The 3,724-nt window shown below is 34.5% G+C and carries 4 protein-coding genes; 2 read left to right on the forward strand and 2 right to left on the reverse strand.

Features of this window, described 5'->3' with window-relative positions:
* The coding region (locus V7014_RS02365; RefSeq protein ID WP_335503804.1) for a DUF5366 family protein at positions 1-329 on the forward strand (329 nt) is incomplete at its 5' end.
* 223 nt (positions 330-552) lie between these two features.
* On the opposite strand, the gene V7014_RS02370 is transcribed toward V7014_RS02365, so the two are convergent.
* Entirely contained in the window at positions 553-2,406 is a 1,854-nt protein-coding gene (locus V7014_RS02370) for a transglycosylase domain-containing protein (protein ID WP_335503806.1), read from the reverse strand.
* Between the two features lie 196 nt (positions 2,407-2,602).
* On the opposite strand from V7014_RS02370, the gene kapD reads away from it, so the two are divergent.
* Complete coding sequence (kapD, locus tag V7014_RS02375; protein ID WP_335503808.1) at positions 2,603-3,223, forward strand: 3'-5' exonuclease KapD; 621 nt, start codon at positions 2,603-2,605, stop codon at positions 3,221-3,223.
* A gap of 74 nt (positions 3,224-3,297) precedes the next feature.
* Here the strand turns inward: kapD and V7014_RS02380 are convergent, their stop codons facing one another.
* On the reverse strand, positions 3,298-3,684 hold the full coding sequence (locus V7014_RS02380; protein ID WP_335503809.1) for a kinase-associated lipoprotein B: 387 nt from the start codon (positions 3,682-3,684) through the stop codon (positions 3,298-3,300).
* Between the last annotated feature and the right edge of the window lie 40 nt (positions 3,685-3,724).

A 3,724-nucleotide genomic window follows, 5' to 3' on the forward strand; every position in this document is an offset into this window, starting at 1 on the left:
CAATTATACAAATATCATTATTGTTATTTTCGAAAGAAGTCATTGGAGATAGTTTGAAAAGTGTTCAAATCGGATCCATTATTTATCTCATTGGTGGCGGTGTATCTATATTTTGTAATGTTTCCTTTGCGGCTATAACATTAGTTTTCTTTATAACATCTATGATTGCGTTCATCTACTTTGTTTATAAAGCTAGTGCATATTTATCGTCTGCTGGTTTAATCGGATTGATTTTCTTCCATACATTTGTATGGGGCTGCTTATTAACAGCAGTTGGCTATTCGGTCCTTAAATTATATAATAGCTTACTCGCTAGTCTACCGATTTAGGATCAAAGGCGTTGGGCGCTCGGAGCTGGACGTAGAAAAAGAAAAGCTACTTGACTGGGTGAATATAACGCCAATTCAAGTAGCTTTTTTAATTTTTCTTTTTGTGAATCTTATTTAACTGGCGCTAAGACTCCTACTTCAAAACGAAAGTATAAGCAAAGATGTTTAAGCGGGAGCTGGACGCCTCCCAATGATTCATAGAAATAATGTAAGTGTTTGTGTCTTACAGATTCATCATTACGCTTCTCCAGATTTTTATGTGTGGTGAGGAAGTATATTCAATATTTTCAGGTTGGTCTTTCCCAACCCATACCCCAGTTGTATAAGAATCATCTAAACCTACAAACCACAAATCTTTCGTGTTGTTAGTAGTGCCGGTTTTTCCTCCTAAATAACCAGAGGTTGGATAATTAGCCTGTCTAGCTGTTCCTTCTTTTATAACTGAACTTAGAAGCTCTCTCATTTTTTTTACAGTACTTGTTTTCCATACTCTCACGGGTTTATCCTCCCATTGGTAAAGTATGTTTCCTTCTTGATCGGTTATTTTTTGTATGGCTTTTGGTTTTTGATAGAAGCCATCATTGAAAGACGTATAAGCGGCTGTTAGTTCTAAAGGACTCATACCGTACGTAAAACCGCCAATTGCAGCTGGAAGTCGATAATCGCTCTCTACTATCTTTTGAAAGTCAAATTTCTCTAAATAAGCAAAGCTGTTTTTAATTCCATTTCGATCAAATAGTCGCAGTGCAGGAGTGTTGTAGGAACGTGAAAAAGCTTGCTTTAAAGAAACATTACCATAACTACCATTACCAGCATTTCCAGGACAATAGCCATCTTTACAAAAGGATGAACCGTCTACTTTTTCATATAAGGATGCTCCTGTCGTATCAATATATGGTCCGTATACAAGCAATGGTTTAATTGCAGAGCCTGGTTGGCGGAAGCTTTGATAAGCGCGATGAAAAGAATATTTTTTATAATCTTTTGCCCCAGTCAAAGAGACAAGCTCATGCGTATGATGCTGTATAACTACTACAGAACTTTCTATATCTTGATAAGGAATATAATTTTTCATGGATTGTTGTACTTGCTTCTGTAGTTGCTGATTTAAAGAAGTGTGAATCGTTACTCCCGATTCTAGTAATTCTTTAACTTTTTTATCAAGCATTTTCTCAGTTTCATTTCGAATCGCTTCATTACGACTATTTAAGTTTTTACTGTAGCCTTCCTGCTCAGCAACAAGCTCTCGAATTTCTTTTTCAACATAGGTCACATAATCGGGATAGCGATCAATTGTTTTACCTTGTTTCAACGTCAATGGTTGTTGCTTTATAGTCTGAGCTTCATCTAGTAATAACTTGTTATGTTGGACTAGCTGATCAATTATTCGTTCCTGTCGTTCTTTTGTTTTACTAAAATGCTTTAACGGATTGTACATGCTCGGGTTATTTGGAATAGCAGCAAGGAATAATAACTCACCTTCGCTCAATTGTTTTGTGGATTTATTAAAATAGGTTTGAGCAGCAGCTTCAATTCCATAAGCACCATTTCCAAAATATATAGCGTTAATATACATTTCAAGAATTTGGTCTTTCGTATAGTTCTTTTCAATTTCAAATGAATAGAAAAGCTCGGTTAATTTACGGTTAAACGTTTTGTCCTGATTCAAATATAGATTTCTTGCTAATTGTTGTGTGATCGTGCTTCCACCTTGTTTAATATCATCTTGCTTTGCGTTCACAACAATAGCTCGACCAATCGCTGCAAAGTCCGCTCCTTGATGCTCATAAAAGGTACGATCTTCAGTTATGACAAATGCATCTTTAAGGAGTTGAGGAATTTCGTCATTTGAAAGATTAATTCTTTTCTCGCTGTTTGTTATTTGTGAGATGACTTCGCCATCATTGGCAGTAATATAGCTCATTTCTGGAAGCGAAATGTCATCTATTGCTATATTTGTCTCAACATATTCACGAAAGGGTATGTATTTCAACCACTCACTGTAGAAATTACTAAAAAGTATGGCGATTATTGGAATGGTGAAGAGGATGATTATATAGCCCATAAAAGTTCTCATTCAGTTACTTCCTTAATGTTTAAATTGTGTTTGTTAGTTATACATTAAATATTTCGGTCAAAATGGAGAATTTTTTAAACGGTAATTTAGTTTTGTATTCATATTAAGAAAAAATTGAAAATTCATTATAATAATCTGCTATAATTTTGTATATCACATATATGGGAACCTACATTTGTGTGAAAGGAGGGAAAGTATGGAACAAAATCATCAATATGTATTCATAGATTTTGAATTTACGATGCCTGAAGGTAAGATGAAAATGGAAGGGTTTTATCCGGAAATTATTGAAGTAGGGGCTGTTGTGGTAAAGAATAACGAAATAATAAACGAGTATTCGGAATTTGTTAAGCCAAATCGCTTTCCAATTCTTTCAAAACGATGTAAAAATTTTTTAGGAATTGAACAAGGCAAAGTGGATAAAGGTGTAGCATTTGAAGAATTAATTGAAAAATTAACTTCTTTCGAAAAGAATGGGAAGAGTACAGTTGTAACATGGGGTAATATGGATATGAAGGTTTTGCGCCAAAATTGTCAAGCGAATGGTAATAAATTTCCATTTAGAGGAGCACTTGTCGACTTATCAATGGAATACAAACGTTTCTTTGGAGACCAAAATCAAACAGGCCTATGGAAAGCTGTGAAAGAGTACGGAACAGACGGTGTAGGGAAACATCATAGAGCTTTGGATGATGCTCTAACTACTTATAATATATACAAGCTCGTAGATAAAGATAAAAAGTACATGGAAAAACATGAACCAACAAAGATTGGAGATTTAATAGATTTGTCAGAAGTCTTAAATAAATTTGCATAAAAAAGCCAAATCATCAAAACGATTTGGCTTTTTTATATGCTCTAGTCCTTAATGCTTTAAGTTCTTTTCTAGTATCATTTAAAATAATCTTTCTCCAATTCTTGAATGGCTTCAAGGCTTTTTTTGCTGAATGGAGTATCCTTTGATTCAAATTCTTGTTTGATAGTGTCTACCGCTACTTGTAAAGAATCTTTATAGTTTGGAATCTCGTCGTTATAAGGTCTTACCATGTTTGTTGGAACATTCGTCTGTTCACGAAATGCCAATGCTTTTCGTTCATGAAAAAAATCTACATCAACTTGGTTAGGGTTATGAAGATCACCTTGTTTTGGATGCTTTAATACAGCAAGGATTCTTACTAAATAAGCTTGTTCTCGAACAGCTGTAATCTCTCCAATATACTTTCCAGTCTTATTAAATGCTGTTACAATATCACCGATTTTGAATTCATTATCGTTCATAGCAATGCCCCTTTCTATTTCTCCCGTTCAAACTGGCGCT

This window comes from Bacillus sp. JJ722 (assembly GCF_036963345.1).
GTDB lineage: Bacteria > Bacillota > Bacilli > Bacillales > DSM-1321 > Bacillus_AD.